This is a genomic window from Nostoc sp. ChiVER01 (assembly GCF_034531155.1).
Classification (GTDB): Bacteria; Cyanobacteriota; Cyanobacteriia; order Cyanobacteriales; family Nostocaceae; genus Nostoc.
The window spans coordinates 12,670-27,200 of the sequence record NZ_JAVRBS010000029.1 but is presented as its reverse complement, the minus strand read 5'-3'; the positions used below and the strand labels follow the sequence as shown (position 1 = coordinate 27,200).

Sequence of the window (14,531 nt, the reverse complement as noted above, 5' to 3'; positions counted from 1 at the left end):
GTTAAATTGACACTAAATATGTAATTTTTTGACTATGCTTTTCTAAGCTATTTCGGGAAAATTGGTTAGATACAATAAAATTATCTAACAGAAAATCAGGTGATTGTGAAAGTCTCAACAGCACACCGTCATCACCACTACTGCGATGATAATAATGAAGTACAGGCGATTGGATAACTGTCAAGTTATCGTTACGAATTGCTCGTCCTGTAACCAGACCATCCATAATAAACTTGGCGGCAGCAGCTACGTTATCGCTATCTCGTCCAAAATTTTTGAGATACCAATGAAATTCAATCCAAACTGCACCATCTAAACAAAATTCACATTCTCGAACAAATTCACCAATTAACTTTGTCCAGTACTTCTTAACTCCAGCGCTGGCTTGCCAACCTGACCGTGCCTGGTTAATAATCTCGTTCATACTAGGAGGTAAAGGCATCGTTAATTCAAATATCATCTTCTTCAGCCTCTTTAAAGCTATTTAAAAATTCCTCAACAACGTTTCTAAATTTCTTGTATGACCTACCATTTTGACGGGATAAATTGAATACCGCTTTGACAATTTCATCAAGTTGATAGCCTTTTTGATGCAAATTCAAAATTGAGTTTCTTGCTTCCTCGTCAAGCTGTACCTTAAAGTTAAAACTGCCCTCAAAATCAGTTTTATGCTGTTTAGTTTTAATAACAGCAGTAGCTTTAGATTTACCTATGTCCTTACTATTGCGCTCGCCGTACAAACTAGCGACAAATTCATCAAAGTCTAACCCAGACTGCCAAGCTGTGTAGGGGTCGTTTTGATTTTTAGCTTCTAGAAGTAATTGCTGGAAGTATTCAGGGTCTTCATCATCAGCTACATAAAGCGCCTGGAGTCGCATCACCTCAGTTGTTTTGTACAAGAAATCTCCATATCCCAGCAAATAAACTGCACGCTTGTCTTTATCGTCCCCAAGGATAATACAACTGTCTTCAGGGCGGGTCGTAACAAAGGCTGTCTTGGCTGGAAAGTTTGAGCGAATCAACGGATCAATCACGTTCTTATCAGGTCGCTGGGTGTATAAAAGTACGTGAATCCCTGCACCACCCGCTTTTGCAAGCAACTTCATCAGCGCAGTCTCAATACGATCGCAGTAGTTATCATCAGAAAGTAGATCAAAACACTCGTCAATTAGACAAATCACTCGCGGCATGACAAAATCAGGTGCAAACCGTAGATTGTAATGTGCGATCGTTTCAATACTGCTGTGGCGCTCAAATTCCTGGTAGCGCAATTCCATTTCTTCCACCAAGTAATCAAGCAAGTTAGCGGTAGACTCTGCATCACGTGCAACTGGCGCTACAAGATGAGGTAGCCCGTCAAATTTACCAAATGTCACGCGCTTAACATCTGAAAGTGCCAACCGAACAACAGAAGGGGGATATCGCCGCACTAAATACAAGATTGCTGCTTTCTCAAACTGCGACTTTCCACCCCGCGTCCGCCCACCACCCAAGATATGGGTTACGTTGTCGCTATAAAGGGGAATTTCGACATAAGTGCCATCAACATCAACACCACCGGGGATGGATACCGAATGAATGTCAGGTTCGCCCTCAAAAGTAAAGTAATTGCAGAAATAGGCAAATTGTCTGTCTAACCGGGGTATATCAAATACAACTCCCCCAGGTACTACACTCACCATTGGCGCAACTTTCAAGCCTAACTCTTCACCAAGCTGCTGTACTAAGTCATTACCGATGTCTTCTACTTTCTTGTAACTAACACCCCGTCCTAGTTTTACCCTAATACGGTTAAAAGTAGGACCATTTTTAGCATCAACATACTTAGCATTAATATTAAAATCCTCTAAGGTATCAACTAATAGTTTTCCTGCTTGCCCCATAGTTAAAATACTTGAACCAACAATCTCATTAGTAGCAATATCACTATCTAAATATTTAGGTTCTCTTAAAATAATTGAACCATCTACCGCCTGCTTTAAAGCTATCGGCTTATGCGTGGCACGCGCAACAAGCACTGCCGTTCGACAGCAATAGTTTTTAATGCAGTTATCTCTAGATTTATTAGCTAAATCAGTAAAGTAACTAATTGGTTTATTGTTTAAAAATAAATTATAAAGGTTCTCTTGAACTACTTCATATCCAATCTGCTTAAGATAAATATTTTTGATTGATTCAATATATTCAAATAAAGATTCAATAGGTGATATATTAACTATTTCAATCATTTTTTGATATACGTTATTTTGCTCCCACTGCGATGGCATTCGATTGAGATGAATATACTCAAGTGCATAACGTACAAATTCATACTGGTTTAAAGTACAGTTTTCTGCACATATTGATAATATCTCTTCATCGTCTGTACCTGCAATTACTGATTCGTATATTACCTGAAATAAAAAATCTAAATCAAATTCAACAACTGGATGTGATAATTTTGCTCTAAAATCAATCTGTTTTAAAACAGTTTCAGCATAAGAAACCATTGCGTTAGGTAAAGCTTCCTTTACATATTCTATAATCTCTTCATTGCCCAAACCATCTTGTTTGGCCTGCACAATTGCAGTCAAAAGCTGTTGTTTTTGAACTTCAATATTACCATTATTGTCTTTGTATGGTGATAACATCACTAAGTTGTCACCTCCTAGCAATTTTAAACTTATGTAATTGCTGCTGATAAAAAGTTCTTAGTTGATCTATTGACTTAGCATTTTGGTTGTAATTATTACAAGGAAATGAAGCCCAAACTCTACCTACTTTACATACAGCAGTATCAAACTTTCCTGCTTCAACATCACTTAACGCATTATTACGACGAATATATTCAATTGCCATCTTGTCCTGAGAAGCTGGACTAAAATCTTTTAAGTTTAGTTTTGGCTGAAGATCATACCAACTTTTATCCAACATTTGATAAGCACCAGCCGCAGTTGAACAAATATTTTTACCATTAATAGGAGCGCACTGTTTCTTTAACGGGTGTGTAGAAAAATTATTAAAAGTTCCATTAAATACTAACTTGCGATAACTTTCTAGCTCACTGGTTCCTGTTTCTGCCCAACGAATTGTTGCTAAAAAAGCACTCAACCGTGGTGAATAAGGATGTAGTGAGTAAGAACCTGTACTAACTCTTCCTGTTAAACTATTTGACGACCATGAAGAAACACCAGTACTTTGATAAATTGAGAAATAAATACCCAAAGTAATTAAGGAAGTAGTTGACAGATGAATGGGTTTAAAACGGGATATAAATTGATGGCGAGGACTCAAAATAAACCCAGCCAAACCACCAACAATAAACCCAAATTTCCAACTATCAAGTGCCTTACCAAAACTACGCACCTGACAAACAGTATCTGCACCCTTTGATACCAACCCACATGGCAGTGAAGCTACTCCATAAGAAAATGCAACAGAGCAGACTGCACCAACTACACCTGATATAAAAATCGGTACAATTTGCATTTTTCTTGCCAATAGTTAAATAACTTCAACGATTAGCTAAATATTCTTGTAAATAAGGACGGGGGTTCTGCGCTACACCATTAACTTGAACTTCAAAATGCAAATGCGGCCCCGTCGAAAAGCCCGTACTACCTACTGCTGCAATCATCTGTCCACGCACAACTTGTTGTCCTTGCTGTACATACAGCTGACTGGCATGACCGTACAGAGTAGATAAACTTCCCTGATGCTGAATAACAGCCGCTTTGCCATAACCACCCTTGTCGCCTGCAAAAACTACTCGACCAGCATCAATCGCATAAATTGGCGTACCCTTGGCTGCACCAAAATCAATCCCCGCGTGAAACTTGCGATCGCCTGTAATGGGGTGTGTCCGCCAACCAAACTCACTAGTTACAGGAGTACCAGCCGCAGTAGGAAAGGCAATTCGACCGTTATTTAAAACCTGATTACTACGAATAGTTTTTGGTAATATTAGACCTTGGAGAGATTTAACTAACAGTTGAGATTCAATCCATCCAGAAACCTGGGGAATGACCATAGCTGCAATGACAACTGAGGTTGCGATCGCATATCTCCAATTTCCACTCGAACTAGTATCGACCGTCTCATCCAAATTAGTTACAGTCGAATTACTAACCTCCTTGCTACCGTCAGTTTCAAAGATTATTCGCATTCCCTCAACGCCTTTTCGCATTAGCAGGAGAAACCTGCCAACAACCAATCCTTGCAGTACTCAATACTTCCTCAAAATCATTCCTAGCCACACGGCAATCAGGAGAATTTAGGCCATCCCCAGATGTTGCAGGTTCCCTAACTTTAGGGGAATACCGTGTAGGAACAGGAGTAGAAAACGTATTCACGCCAGGTGTGGCAGTGGGTACAACAGCTGACGATGAAAACTGAAGCTTTTGTACCAATGCCACAGCATTACGCCAGTTATAAAACTGCAAATATCCCGGTTGTAAAATATCTGCAATCCATACCAGCAGTACGAACCAAAAAATTGCCTTTACCCACATTATTCCAACTGCTTAACCACAGGCAGGGCAAAAGAAGGAACTTCCTTGGGTACAACTTCAATCTTCTTCCCAGACGCATACCCTGGCCCGGTGTAACTACCATTTAGGAAAAAATTCAACAGCATTATTAACAACCAAATTCCCACGCCAGCTACACCCACAGGAGATTTAATTACATCCGATAAAAAATATACTGGATACCAGCCAAATCTCCAGGGGTTTTGCGGATGCAGCCGATGTGCTTTCCAAGTCTCGATGTAGGGAATTTCTATCTGAGGAACCCTCGGTTTATAGGCAGTAGGTGCATTAATATACCTAACCTCAACAGGTTGAGTATCATAAGTAGTCAGAGGAGAAATATTAGGTTGTTGATTTACTATTCCTCCTTGTTGCTGTACCTGCTGCAACATGTTTTGCAAGCGGTTTGCAGGCACAATTGCTCCACCTTCAGAATAATCAACATCAAAGTTGCGGCGCTGATTTCTGCTCATAATATGACCTCAAATTAAGTAACTAGCTGGCGGGTTTATCATTTACCTGGGAGTTAGTATCTTCCCAAAAATCTTCATCCTGAAGTTGGGCGTAAAACTCTTCTGGAGATAACATTCCAGGTTGATTTTGCACTCCATCTTTAATAAACTGACTACTATGTACTCGCCCTAATCCAGAAATACTAGAACGAGGAGAAAATTGGACTACATTCTTAGCAGAGAACTCGCTATTTAATCTCATCCCAGAAGAAGGTGAAACCGGGGGGATTAAAGAAGGTTGAATATCAGTATCAGAAACACTAACATAAAGTTGTTGATTGCTGAGATTAGGCAATTTATCAGACAGTTCATCTGTTTCTTCAATTGCATTGTTATAGTCAGAAATTCCCCAGCCCAAAAAACAAGCAAACCCAGCCAGAAATATAACTGCACTCATCCAATGCACTCCTGAATTTGGAGATGGCATCATCTCAACTGTTGTGCGAGTTGAACCTTCGAGGGTAGTACGAATAGGGGTACGTTTGACTGCCGCTACAACGTTGAGCGAACACAAAGCTATGCAAATTATCGCAGCAGCAAACTTGACATACATGACATCATCCCCTCGATTTATTAACAGGCTGTTTATTAGGAACTGGCTGAGGTAATTGCTTCTTCATTTGTTGGATATACATCCGCCTTTGCTCCTCCCGTTGGTGTATTCTCTCGCGGATGTCTGCCACCTGTGCCATCTGCTCTACTGGGTCTAAATACCCCCGCGCTCGTAACAGCTGTGCCTGTGCAAGAGAATATGGTTCTTGAGCATTCTTAATCTGAATTAGCATTTGATTCAGATCAACCGATGGTTGAGATTCCAAGTTTTGAGCGTAATCAATTGCCTCTAATTTACCCAAAATCAAAACAGCAGCCGCCCCAGTTGGTATCTTCTCCTCAACTTTCGTACCGTCGGTTTTGCGGTATCCCCAATAAAAAGTATTATTTCCAGAAGCCGCTTCTAGTAAAACATCCAGCGAGTTGAATTTAACTATCTCCAGTGCCGGCATATAGTGAAGGCGGTAAAACCCAGATTTCTCATTAGCCTGCATTCTGGATATTTCACCTCGCAATTGCTGTCCCCATAATGCTGCCGCCAACTGTCGCCAGCCTGTAAGAGTAGGCGCACCTTCTACTGAGGAGTAACTGGAAAGATGGTCTATATTGTAGTCAGTACGAGAAAGCTTTTCTAAGTACACTTCCCGAATTTGGGAAACTTGCGCCTTTACCTGCTGTACCTCCGATATTTGATTACCTGGAACCTGTTGCTTCCATCCAACCATCAATGCAACCGCCCCAATAACAGACAGCGCACTAACAGTTGAACAAACCGTCCACAGGGTAACATTTACCTTTTTCTTTCTGCGACTTGGCTGTTTATTTCGCACAGGTGTAGGAGTAAACATAATTTACCCCTCATGTATTATCAACAACCAACTGCAACTGAGGGCGCTTGTTTAACTCTCGCGCGATCGCAATTCCCGCACCACCGACAACTATCCCAGTAAGTAGCAACAGAGGATGCAAGGCAAGGGTCGCCCCCACTCCCAATAATTGTCCCACCATCCCAGAAACACCCAGGTTCATCAACAAACCACCTGCCGTGTTAACCAAAAAGTCAAATGCTGCACTCATAACTGCTCCCTGGCAATAATGCGACTAAAATGAGTAATTCCCTTGATTTTGAAAGGTTAATTAGGTTTTTTGTTCGTCCCTGGTAAACCAAATTATTACTAGCGCCAGAATCAAACCAACTAATTCACCTATACCCACACCAATCAAAATTGGCTGAATACTCAGAATTTCCTGTCTCTCTTGAGTTGGGGGGACTGCTACCCACGTCCCAATAACAGTACCAGCTACTACCGAAAGTAAATTTATACCAACTGCCTGGGTAGATGTCTTTCTCAAGTTGAGTAAACTATCATCCCGTATTTGATAGCAGATAGGTAGCATTTGAGCTATTATTTCTTCGGAGATTGCCCGGTTTTCGGCTGCGAGGACTTCAACTGTCTCGGCTGCGGTGTCGATGTACCGACTAACAGTGGATGAATCTCTTCCCCCCAGTTCACTTTGCCGAAAAAATCGTTATCGATGCGCGAGTTAATTCGCTCTTGCGCTTCATCGTAACCAGCAGGAACGGAAGTATCACCTTCACCAAGTAAACTGCTGCCATGAAAAACAAATTCTTCTAGAGCAAGTGTCGAAGATTCAAGCACCACCTTATGGCGTAATTCCCCTAACTGAATACCCCTATCTGCATCTCGGTAAAGTATTCCTACAAAGCTGTCGGGGGAAGCTTGTTCTGGGTCTACGCCAAATCGCTGTTTGATGTACTCGCGCTTGTCGAACTTATGTTCGCCTACTTCTGATTTGCGATCGCGCATTGCAATCAAGTGCTGGGCAGCTTCTTCAAGGGACATACCTTCACGAGAGGCTATCTCTTTGAGTTGAACCAATTGCTGCTCAACAGTTTCGTCAAGCGTATCATTTGGCTGCAAAGCTAAATCTAACAACCGACAGCAGGTACGTACTACATCAGGCGACACCTGCAAAGTCTCTGCCACTTTGTTGATATGCTTCATTTCGCTCAATTCTCCTAATTACTGCTTGCACAATTGGGTTATTTTTTTCTTCATCAGATATATGCTTAGTCAAAAAATCATAAAGGCTTACGTCATTGACTTTTTGTAAATAAGCATCTAAGCCACCAGCAGGAATTACCTGCTGTAAATATTCCTCACAAGTCAACCGCCGAATTTTGATAGCAACATAGAAAATGTCGGCAATCTCGACTGTTGTTGCATCAAAATATCCTCCCCGCTTTCGGGGTTTAACTATACCAGCATAGGGATACCACCGCTGTAAAGCAGCAATAGAAATCCCATATCTTTCGGCAAGTGTTTTCTGGGTGTAAATAACGTTCTCACATATCATCAAACTCTATTCCAACTGAAAGACTTCATCAATTGAAAGGGAATTAAACTAGCACCTTGTAAAACTGTTTGTAGATTAAAAAATAATTTACAAATCATGTCAGTTTAGTACAGGTATAGCTCAACTCAAATACAACTCAATTTCAGTTCATGTCCTAATAAACTGCACACTTGCCAAGTTACATACTGCCTGTTGAGAATGCAAGCACGTTTGTATATATGAGTTAAAAAAATAGAAAAATAACTCTTTTGGTAAGAAACTGCTCTAACAGAAATATATAACGCGATGTGCTACTTAATAGTCTGTGACAAGTTCATCGGACTTTTACCCATTATTATTGTTGAGAAATAGCCTTCTGCTGTTTCTTTATCGCACGCGCTATCAAAGGAGCTTTTTTTTCTAATCCTTGTAGAGTCAAATCCCCATCCAAATAAAGTTGATACCATTGTTGACGCTGGCGCAAGACTCTTTCATCATCCCGTAACCGCAACCGTTCCAAAGTAAATTGCGCCTTTTGACGTTGTTGCGGAGGAACTTTATCTGTTAATACTAATTGTAGGGAAGGGAGTAAAATTTCAAACCAATCTTCTCCCAAATCAAAAGGGTCAAGTACCTGGTCATCAAGCGTACCTTTACTACTATTTATCCAAGCAGAAGCAAAGCGTAAATTGCTCCATTCATAAGCTAAATTGCGATAATTTTCACGGCTGCGATAATGATCTACTGTACCAACTGGTTCATACATAACGCTATAGCCACACAGATTATTAAATCCATCAGCTAAATCACTTTTGAAAGGCGACCAATAATCTCTGGTTCCTTTTTTAGGGTTTGGATTTTTTGCCAACCAAGCATTTCCTGTTTGTCGCACTTTTTTATCAAAATCAGGTGGTTCTGGAGGAGGATTAAATGGCATCATCTGTGTTATACCCCTGATAATCCAGAATTTCTTTTCTCCGTTGTAACTATCCAACGGGGCCAAAATGGGTCATGTCCTGGTAAAACTCTTTGAAGTTCCTGATGAATTTGTGTTGGTATTCTCAGATTTTCTGGAAACGCATTCATATCATCATCACGCATCCAAGCCTCTGCTGCTTCAATTGCGATTTCTGCTTCTTTGGAACGGGCTTGTTTGAGTCCAAAAATATCTGAGGTTAACCATCCAACTATGTCCCCTTGTTTTGACCAAGGTACTTCGTCAAGGCTAACCTCTCTATCTTGTAATTTAAATAAAAATAGTTGATCTTCTTGCTCATGAAAATTTGGCTCTAAAGAAGCAAGAATAAGTGGAGAATGAGTAGTTACTAAAGCCTGTATCTTCATCCTGGGTTGTAATTCTGTCACCACATATAAAATAGCTGGTAAAATCACCCTCTGCCAACGAGGATGCAAATGAGATTCAATTTCATCAATTAGTAAAACTATCTGATTTACTGGCTTTTGTTGTCGCAGTTCTGAAGCTTTTTTATGTTCGTACCAAGTCCACACTAGTAAATAAGCTAGTCCCAAAATACGCTTCATTCCGGCTGATGTTTGAGTGACAGGAACATTCCCGTAAGGTAGGTTAACTGTAGGAATATCGCGCACGTCTTCAATAGAAACTCGCGTTGTTTCTCCCACTTCTATCCATTCGGAAGGGTGAGGTGCAAGTTTTTTAATAACATTAGAAAAGAGTTCAAATGGATATTTATTGGGTTGATTCTGCCATGTAACCCAATCTTGAATTAGACCATTACAAATAACTTTACCTTTTGACTTTAATCCATTCCAAAGTGTATTTGGATTAAAATTATAAGCAATATCGCGTTGGCGAGCAGGGTCAAAAACGGAAAAACTACCATCAACCCGCACATAAATAACTACTTCTTTTAATAAAGGAGGCATTTGTAAATTACGCCATTGCTGTTCAGAAAAATCAAACTGGCTCTGATACTCTCTTATATTTTTTTTATTGCTAACTACGGCTGTAATTTGTGGATTTTCACCTCTGACTCGCTGTGGGTACGCTGGTTGCTCTGCCCATTTTGTAGTCATCACCCACCATGCAATATCAAGTAAAAAACTTTTACCTAAACCATTATCACCTGTAAATATATTGAGCCTATCGGCAAATGCGACATCAAAATGGGCAGCAGGACCAACTTGTTGGAGGTGAAGTTCTTTTAACATTTGGCTCTCATACACAAATTTATATTGATCAACTTACTTCTTATAAATTAAAAGCTATGTGTCTGGATGTTTGCTGTAGCGAACTCACAGTCTTTGCTCAAGCTATTCGTAATCGTTCAATGTCCTTCATAGGAGGCGCACCAAACATCCGAGAATATTCGCGACTAAACTGTGAAGGACTTTCATACCCCACCTGATAGGCAGTACGGGTCGCATCGGCATTCTCGGCAAGCATCAGGTGACGCGCTTTCAATAGTCTTAATTGCTTTTGATATTGCAGCGGACTCATGGAGGTGACTTCTTTAAAATGGCGATGGAACGAGGAAGGAGACATATTGGCTTGAAGAGCTAGATCCTCAACCCGCAGTGACTTTGTAAAATCAGCCTTGATAAGTTTTATCACTTCAGCAATGCGCTGCATATTGCTGCCCGATGTGGCAATTTGGCGAACTGCTTCACCTTGTTCACCAATTAGCAAACGGTAGTAGATTTCGCGGACGATCATTGGTGCTAAGAATGGAATATCCTGCGGTGTGTCCAAAAGCCGTGTCAGCCTGATAGCACAATCAATCAACGATGGATCGGCATCGCTGATGAACCAGCCTCTAACCGAGTTTTCTTTCTTACCCATGCCTGGGTTAGTTTGAGCAATAATGTCACAGAGTTGAACGGGGTCTAAATCTAGCTTAAATCCTAGATACGGCTTCGCAGGTGTCGCCTCGATCGCACATCCACAGAGCGGTAAATCCACCGACACCACTAGATATTGAGCCACACCATACCCATAGGTTTCCTCATTTAGCAACACTTCTTTTTTGCCTTGAACGACAATGCCGAGAATCGGTTCGGTGACCCCCTGCATTGTGGCTGAAGTATCAGATTCCCGCATGAATTCTAACTGATTAATTGCCGTTGCATGAACACCGTTCCCCTTACCGTCAGTGTGCCGAGTCACTAATGCTGCCAGTTCGTCACACTTGTTGATTGCCGCTTCATAGTTGAGTGTTTCAATCACCATACTCAATTCCTGACTGATACCATCCTCATACGCTCATTATAGAGAATATTTCTCCCTTGCCAACGCCTGATTTGAGAGGATTAGGCAATCATCTGCGAGGTTTATGTATTTAGGGAAAAGCTTTTCAACCTTATGATGAACCTATGCTGAAAGACAAGGCTGAAAGGATGAGGCAATGAAAAAAGACAAGGCAAAAATTGCTTTAGTCACGGGATCGGGCGTGATTGTTAATAACTCGTCAATGGGTGCCCCCTGCCTCTTCATTGAAGTCTCTAGAGGCATGTTTCTCTAAGTCAAATCAACCTCAACAGCAAGGACAGTCATCATGTTAAACGTAGAAAACAAAGTCATTGTTATTACTGGAGCCAGTAGTGGCATCGGTGAAGCCACCGCGAAGTTACTTGCTCAAAACGGTGCAAAGGTAGTTCTGGGGGCACGGCGTACAGAAAAGCTAGAAGCGATTGTCAAAGAGATCCGCGAGCAGGGAAACAGCGCAGAATTCAAAGCAGTGGATGTAACCGATCGCGAGGATGTGAAAGCATTCATCCACTTTGCACTAGACAAATTTGGTCGCGTCGATGTCATCTATAACAATGCAGGCGTGATGCCCTTGTCCCCAATGAATGCCCTGAAAGTTGAGGAGTGGGACACCATGATTGATGTAAATATCCGTGGCGTATTGAACGGCATTGCGGCTGGTCTACCGATAATGGAAGCACAAGGCGGCGGACAATTTATCAATACTGCATCGATCGGCGCACACATGGTGGCACCTACTGGCGTAGTTTATTGCGCGACAAAATACGCTGTTTGGGCAATATCTGAAGGGCTGCGTCAGGAATCGAAGAACATTCGCGTGACCATCATATCCCCTGGCGTAGTTGAGACCGAACTCGGCTCTGATATCACGGATGATGCAGCTAAAGGCTTCTTGAAAGAACTCCGCAAAACTGCCCTCACCCCTCAGGCGATCGCCCGATCTGTCTTATTTGCTGTGTCTCAACCAGATGATGTCGATGTCAACGAAGTCATTGTCCGCCCGACAGCCAGCGCCTTCTAGGTATTGAAGACATCACTTCTGTGTCCCTTCTTTGCGTCATGAGCTTGATTGACACATACAAGACACTTTTACCATTCTGAGTACTCAGTACTCCTCTTCTTACTCAGCACTCAGCACTTTTAACTCAGTACTCTTCATCGACTTTGTTGTTTCAGCCAGAAAAGAAACCTATCAGCCTTACCGCCTTCCGCATTCTCGGACACTCCGGCTTGATCGTCAGCCCGCTCACCCTCGGCAGCATGACCTTCGGCACCCCGCGATGGGGTGCGCCCGATGAGGTTTCTGAGTCCATCTTCCATGCTTATGTCGATGCTGGCGGCAACTTCATCGACACCGCCGATGTGTATGCCAAGGGTCGCAGCGAGGAACTGATTGGTAGCTATATCGCCGATCGCAGCCTGCGCGACCAACTAGTGCTTGCAACCAAGTTCAGCTTTCACGGCGGCGAACCGGGTAACGCGAATGCGGGCGGCAACGGACGTAAGAACATGCATCGGGCGCTTGAGGGTTCGCTGCGCCGCCTCCGTACCGACTACGTTGACCTGTACTGGATGCACACCTGGGATATGGTGACGCCTGTTGAAGAAGTACTACAGTCGCTCGGCGACCTGGTGCGCGTCGGCAAGATCCGCTACTTCGGCTTCTCAAATGTACCAGCCTGGTACACTGCCAAGGCAGCCGCGATCGCCACAGCGCATAACATTCCTGGGCCCATCGCCATGCAACTGGCGTATTCGCTCGTTGAACGTAGCATTGAGTGCGAACATCTGCCCACCGCCCGTGAATGCGGTCTCGGCATCTGTGCCTGGAGTCCCCTTGCTGCCGGTTTCCTCACTGGCAAGTACGAGCGCGAGGGGGCGGGGGCGAGCGGTCAAGGACGGCTGATTGGCCCCAATCCTTTCGGGAACCAGATGTTCACCGATCGTAACTGGCGCGTCCTTGATACCCTGCGAACGGTGGCAGAGGAAGTCGATCGCCCCTTGGCGCAGGTCGCCCTTGCCTGGGTTTTGGCGCAGTCTGGCATTACCTCGCCGATTCTGGGTGCCAGTAAGCTCGATCAACTGCATGACAATCTGGCATCATTGGACATCCGCCTCACCCCGGAACAGATCCAGACGCTGGACGAGAGCAGTGCCCTTGATCCCGCCTTTCCCTATAGCATCTTCACCAGCGAGGTGAATCGAAGCATTTTCGGCGGCGCGATCGTTCAAGGCTGGAGGTAGCTGCTTCGGTTGTGTTGCAAAGTACTTTAGTAACTTAAGGTAGTCGATTTCAACGTGTCGCGGGAGTCCTCACCCTCAACTGTTAGTAGGGTAGGGAGGAATAGCGGGTAATGAGGAGTCTTGCCTAAATACCTAAGCCAATTTTGAGTTCCCCCATAAATAATTTTGGGAATAATCGCAGCTTTTCTAGAGCAATCAATGACTACATCATTGCTAACTACATTTTCTGATAACTCTCCAAACTTCCCCATTAAAGATAAAGGCGTTAAGGTGCTAACTTAGGGCGTGTCATCAATTGAGCCAGATGACAGAAGCAGCCAGATAAATTGCACCTAGAAAGTTGATTGCCCGTTTATCATAGCGAGTTGCGATCGCCCGGTACTGTTTGAGTTTAGCAAAGAAGTTTTCAATTAAATGACGAGCTTTGTACAAGTCCAAGTCGTAGTCACGGGGATTCTTGCGGTTGCGTTTGGGCGGAATCACAACAGTTTTGCCCTGGGCTTGTAGGGGTTCAATCACTCGCTCATCAGCATCGTATCCTTTGTCTGCCAGCACAGTGTCAGCAACCACAGTGGGCAGTAGTTTGTCCGCTCCATCAAGATCGCAGGCTTGTCCTGGGGTCAGGTAAAAACTCACAGGGTTGCCCAAGGCATCTACCACTGCATGAATCTTGGTACTCAATCCCCCTTTGCTGCGACCAATGGCTTCAATATATGGCTCCCCCCCTTTGCACCCGCACTATGTTGATGGGCGCGGACAATCGTGGAGTCAATCATCGCATATTCGTTGTCCGCATCGTCTGCCAAGTGCTGAAATACCTGCTCCCACACACCTGTTTTTGACCATCGACTGAAGCGGGTGTGAATCACCCGAAAATCCCCAAATCGTACTGGCAAGTCACGCCAAGGTATACCTTCTCGGTAACGATATAAAACTGCTTCGATAAACAATCGATTGTCTTTAGCCGTAACTCCCACATAGCCTTCTCGCCCAGGTAGCAGGTCTTTGATTCTCTCCCACTGGTCATCTCGTAGTGCGTATCGGCGCGTCATCGTTTTTTGTCTATTCTTTTTCAGCAGTTCTGATTTCAGTTTACCTAATTGATGACAC

At 43.2% G+C, this 14,531-nt stretch carries 18 protein-coding genes; 2 read left to right on the top strand and 16 right to left on the bottom strand.

What is annotated here, in order from left to right; translation table 11 throughout:
* Nucleotide 1: 1 nt before the first annotated feature.
* From RMY00_RS28580 to RMY00_RS28510, 15 genes are all read right to left on the bottom strand, one after another.
* Nucleotides 2-460: a hypothetical protein gene (locus tag RMY00_RS28580; protein ID WP_322650773.1), complete on the bottom strand. Its 459-nt coding sequence runs from the start codon at nucleotides 458-460 to the stop codon at nucleotides 2-4.
* Nucleotides 450-2,630, bottom strand: a complete 2,181-nt coding sequence (locus RMY00_RS28575; protein ID WP_322650772.1) for a DNA translocase FtsK — start codon at nucleotides 2,628-2,630, stop codon at nucleotides 450-452. Before RMY00_RS28575 ends, RMY00_RS28580 begins: the two co-directional genes overlap by 11 nt.
* A gap of 10 nt (nucleotides 2,631-2,640) precedes the next feature.
* Complete coding sequence (locus RMY00_RS28570; RefSeq protein WP_322650771.1) at nucleotides 2,641-3,468, bottom strand: lysozyme; 828 nt, start codon at nucleotides 3,466-3,468, stop codon at nucleotides 2,641-2,643.
* 25 nt (nucleotides 3,469-3,493) lie between these two features.
* Nucleotides 3,494-4,144: a M23 family metallopeptidase gene (locus RMY00_RS28565; protein ID WP_322650770.1), complete on the bottom strand. Its 651-nt coding sequence runs from the start codon at nucleotides 4,142-4,144 to the stop codon at nucleotides 3,494-3,496.
* 4 nt (nucleotides 4,145-4,148) lie between these two features.
* Complete coding sequence (locus RMY00_RS28560) at nucleotides 4,149-4,490, bottom strand: hypothetical protein (RefSeq protein WP_322650769.1); 342 nt, start codon at nucleotides 4,488-4,490, stop codon at nucleotides 4,149-4,151.
* On the bottom strand, nucleotides 4,490-4,981 hold the full coding sequence (locus tag RMY00_RS28555; RefSeq protein ID WP_322650768.1) for a hypothetical protein: 492 nt from the start codon (nucleotides 4,979-4,981) through the stop codon (nucleotides 4,490-4,492). The genes RMY00_RS28560 and RMY00_RS28555 overlap by 1 nt, the downstream gene beginning before the upstream one ends.
* A gap of 22 nt (nucleotides 4,982-5,003) precedes the next feature.
* Entirely contained in the window at nucleotides 5,004-5,573 is a 570-nt protein-coding gene (locus RMY00_RS28550; protein ID WP_322650767.1) for a hypothetical protein, read from the bottom strand.
* Nucleotides 5,574-5,577: 4 nt separating this feature from the next.
* The gene (locus RMY00_RS28545) at nucleotides 5,578-6,420 is read right to left on the bottom strand and encodes a phage terminase large subunit family protein (protein WP_069072465.1); all 843 of its coding nucleotides are present in this window, start codon (nucleotides 6,418-6,420) and stop codon (nucleotides 5,578-5,580) included.
* A gap of 10 nt (nucleotides 6,421-6,430) precedes the next feature.
* Nucleotides 6,431-6,649: a hypothetical protein gene (locus tag RMY00_RS28540; protein WP_011316696.1), complete on the bottom strand. Its 219-nt coding sequence runs from the start codon at nucleotides 6,647-6,649 to the stop codon at nucleotides 6,431-6,433.
* A 60-nt stretch (nucleotides 6,650-6,709) separates the two neighbouring features.
* Nucleotides 6,710-6,970 (bottom strand): hypothetical protein, encoded by a 261-nt coding sequence (locus RMY00_RS28535; RefSeq protein ID WP_322650766.1) that lies wholly within the window; start codon nucleotides 6,968-6,970, stop codon nucleotides 6,710-6,712.
* An 8-nt stretch (nucleotides 6,971-6,978) separates the two neighbouring features.
* Complete coding sequence (locus tag RMY00_RS28530) at nucleotides 6,979-7,530, bottom strand: hypothetical protein (protein WP_322650817.1); 552 nt, start codon at nucleotides 7,528-7,530, stop codon at nucleotides 6,979-6,981.
* 22 nt (nucleotides 7,531-7,552) lie between these two features.
* Nucleotides 7,553-7,951 carry a hypothetical protein gene (locus RMY00_RS28525; protein ID WP_104899257.1) on the bottom strand — a complete coding sequence of 133 codons (399 nt, stop codon included), beginning with the start codon at nucleotides 7,949-7,951 and terminating at the stop codon, nucleotides 7,553-7,555.
* Nucleotides 7,952-8,285: 334 nt separating this feature from the next.
* The gene (locus tag RMY00_RS28520) at nucleotides 8,286-8,870 is read right to left on the bottom strand and encodes a hypothetical protein (RefSeq protein WP_322650765.1); all 585 of its coding nucleotides are present in this window, start codon (nucleotides 8,868-8,870) and stop codon (nucleotides 8,286-8,288) included.
* A 5-nt stretch (nucleotides 8,871-8,875) separates the two neighbouring features.
* Entirely contained in the window at nucleotides 8,876-10,120 is a 1,245-nt protein-coding gene (locus RMY00_RS28515; protein ID WP_322650764.1) for an AAA family ATPase, read from the bottom strand.
* A gap of 97 nt (nucleotides 10,121-10,217) precedes the next feature.
* Nucleotides 10,218-11,138 (bottom strand): AraC family transcriptional regulator, encoded by a 921-nt coding sequence (locus RMY00_RS28510; protein ID WP_322650763.1) that lies wholly within the window; start codon nucleotides 11,136-11,138, stop codon nucleotides 10,218-10,220.
* 325 nt (nucleotides 11,139-11,463) lie between these two features.
* On the opposite strand from RMY00_RS28510, the gene RMY00_RS28505 reads away from it, so the two are divergent.
* Together RMY00_RS28505 and RMY00_RS28500 are read left to right on the top strand one after the other, a co-directional pair.
* On the top strand, nucleotides 11,464-12,198 hold the full coding sequence (locus tag RMY00_RS28505) for an SDR family oxidoreductase (protein ID WP_322650762.1): 735 nt from the start codon (nucleotides 11,464-11,466) through the stop codon (nucleotides 12,196-12,198).
* A 146-nt stretch (nucleotides 12,199-12,344) separates the two neighbouring features.
* Entirely contained in the window at nucleotides 12,345-13,421 is a 1,077-nt protein-coding gene (locus tag RMY00_RS28500; RefSeq protein ID WP_322650761.1) for an aldo/keto reductase, read from the top strand.
* Nucleotides 13,422-13,712: 291 nt separating this feature from the next.
* On the opposite strand, the gene RMY00_RS28495 is transcribed toward RMY00_RS28500, so the two are convergent.
* Nucleotides 13,713-14,473, bottom strand: a protein-coding gene (locus RMY00_RS28495) for an IS5 family transposase (RefSeq protein WP_416212109.1) whose coding sequence is annotated in 2 segments (ribosomal slippage) — nucleotides 13,713-14,137 and nucleotides 14,137-14,473 — 762 coding nt in all. Because the reading frame shifts where the segments join, the coding sequence is not laid out codon by codon here.
* Between the last annotated feature and the right edge of the window lie 58 nt (nucleotides 14,474-14,531).

Coding starts and splice junctions, on each gene's coding strand:
- RMY00_RS28580 (WP_322650773.1), bottom strand. CDS start 460: ATGATATTTGAATTAACGATGCCTTTACCTCCTAGTATGAACGAGATT.
- RMY00_RS28575 (WP_322650772.1), bottom strand. CDS start 2,630: ATGTTATCACCATACAAAGACAATAATGGTAATATTGAAGTTCAAAAA.
- RMY00_RS28570 (WP_322650771.1), bottom strand. CDS start 3,468: ATGCAAATTGTACCGATTTTTATATCAGGTGTAGTTGGTGCAGTCTGC.
- RMY00_RS28565 (WP_322650770.1), bottom strand. CDS start 4,144: ATGCGAATAATCTTTGAAACTGACGGTAGCAAGGAGGTTAGTAATTCG.
- RMY00_RS28560 (WP_322650769.1), bottom strand. CDS start 4,490: ATGTGGGTAAAGGCAATTTTTTGGTTCGTACTGCTGGTATGGATTGCA.
- RMY00_RS28555 (WP_322650768.1), bottom strand. CDS start 4,981: ATGAGCAGAAATCAGCGCCGCAACTTTGATGTTGATTATTCTGAAGGT.
- RMY00_RS28550 (WP_322650767.1), bottom strand. CDS start 5,573: ATGTATGTCAAGTTTGCTGCTGCGATAATTTGCATAGCTTTGTGTTCG.
- RMY00_RS28545 (WP_069072465.1), bottom strand. CDS start 6,420: ATGTTTACTCCTACACCTGTGCGAAATAAACAGCCAAGTCGCAGAAAG.
- RMY00_RS28540 (WP_011316696.1), bottom strand. CDS start 6,649: ATGAGTGCAGCATTTGACTTTTTGGTTAACACGGCAGGTGGTTTGTTG.
- RMY00_RS28535 (WP_322650766.1), bottom strand. CDS start 6,970: ATGCTACCTATCTGCTATCAAATACGGGATGATAGTTTACTCAACTTG.
- RMY00_RS28525 (WP_104899257.1), bottom strand. CDS start 7,951: ATGATATGTGAGAACGTTATTTACACCCAGAAAACACTTGCCGAAAGA.
- RMY00_RS28520 (WP_322650765.1), bottom strand. CDS start 8,870: ATGATGCCATTTAATCCTCCTCCAGAACCACCTGATTTTGATAAAAAA.
- RMY00_RS28515 (WP_322650764.1), bottom strand. CDS start 10,120: ATGTTAAAAGAACTTCACCTCCAACAAGTTGGTCCTGCTGCCCATTTT.
- RMY00_RS28510 (WP_322650763.1), bottom strand. CDS start 11,138: ATGGTGATTGAAACACTCAACTATGAAGCGGCAATCAACAAGTGTGAC.
- RMY00_RS28505 (WP_322650762.1), top strand. CDS start 11,464: ATGTTAAACGTAGAAAACAAAGTCATTGTTATTACTGGAGCCAGTAGT.